The 663-nt window shown below is 47.5% G+C and carries 1 protein-coding gene; it reads left to right on the top strand.

What is annotated here, in order from left to right:
• Positions 1 to 511: RNA polymerase sigma factor (locus tag FC20_RS09635; RefSeq protein ID WP_156402977.1), on the top strand; the 511-nt coding region annotated here is incomplete at its 5' end.
• Positions 512 to 663: the final 152 nt, after the last annotated feature.

The raw sequence follows: 663 nt of genomic DNA on the forward strand, positions 1-663 counted from the left end.
GAGGAGGCGAAAGGAAATTAACGATCAAGAAAACCTGGCACGGCTTTTAAAGCTTTACCAAAAGCTGGTGTTTTCTCTTTGCTTAAAAATCATGCATGACTACTTTGCGGCTGACGGTCTGACCCAGGAAACCTTTTTAACTGCCTATCAAAAATGGAGTCAATTTGACGGGCAAAACGAAAAGGCCTGGCTCTGCCGGATCGCCAGCAATAAGGCAATTGACTATCTCAGAAAGCAAAAGCCTGCCGCGGATCTTGACCAAGTGGCTGAGCCAGCAGACAGGCAAACGCCCCTAGACCAGGTCTTGAACCAGGAGCTAATGGAGGAGCTCCAGGAGGCGGTTAAAAAGTTGCCAGACTCGCTTAAAGGCGATGCTGAGCTTTACTTTTTAATGGGGAAAAAGACCAAGGAAATTGCCAAAGAGCATGGAAAACCGCTTAAAACCGTCCAGACTCATATTTACCGGGCAAGAGAACTATTAAAAAAGCAGCTGGAAAGGAGGCAGCCCTGATGAAAGAGAGTCAACTAGAAAAACAGGAAGAGAAAGATAATGAAAAACAAGCAGAATTCGCCTATCTGACTGATCGCGAATTGGCCAAGTTGATTAACGCGGCCGAAAGGGATTTAGTCGCGCCGCCCCCTGACCTGGCTGACCAGGTCCTG

Source organism: Lactobacillus equicursoris DSM 19284 = JCM 14600 = CIP 110162 (assembly GCF_001434815.1).
GTDB classification, from domain to species: Bacteria; Bacillota; Bacilli; order Lactobacillales; family Lactobacillaceae; genus Lactobacillus; species Lactobacillus equicursoris.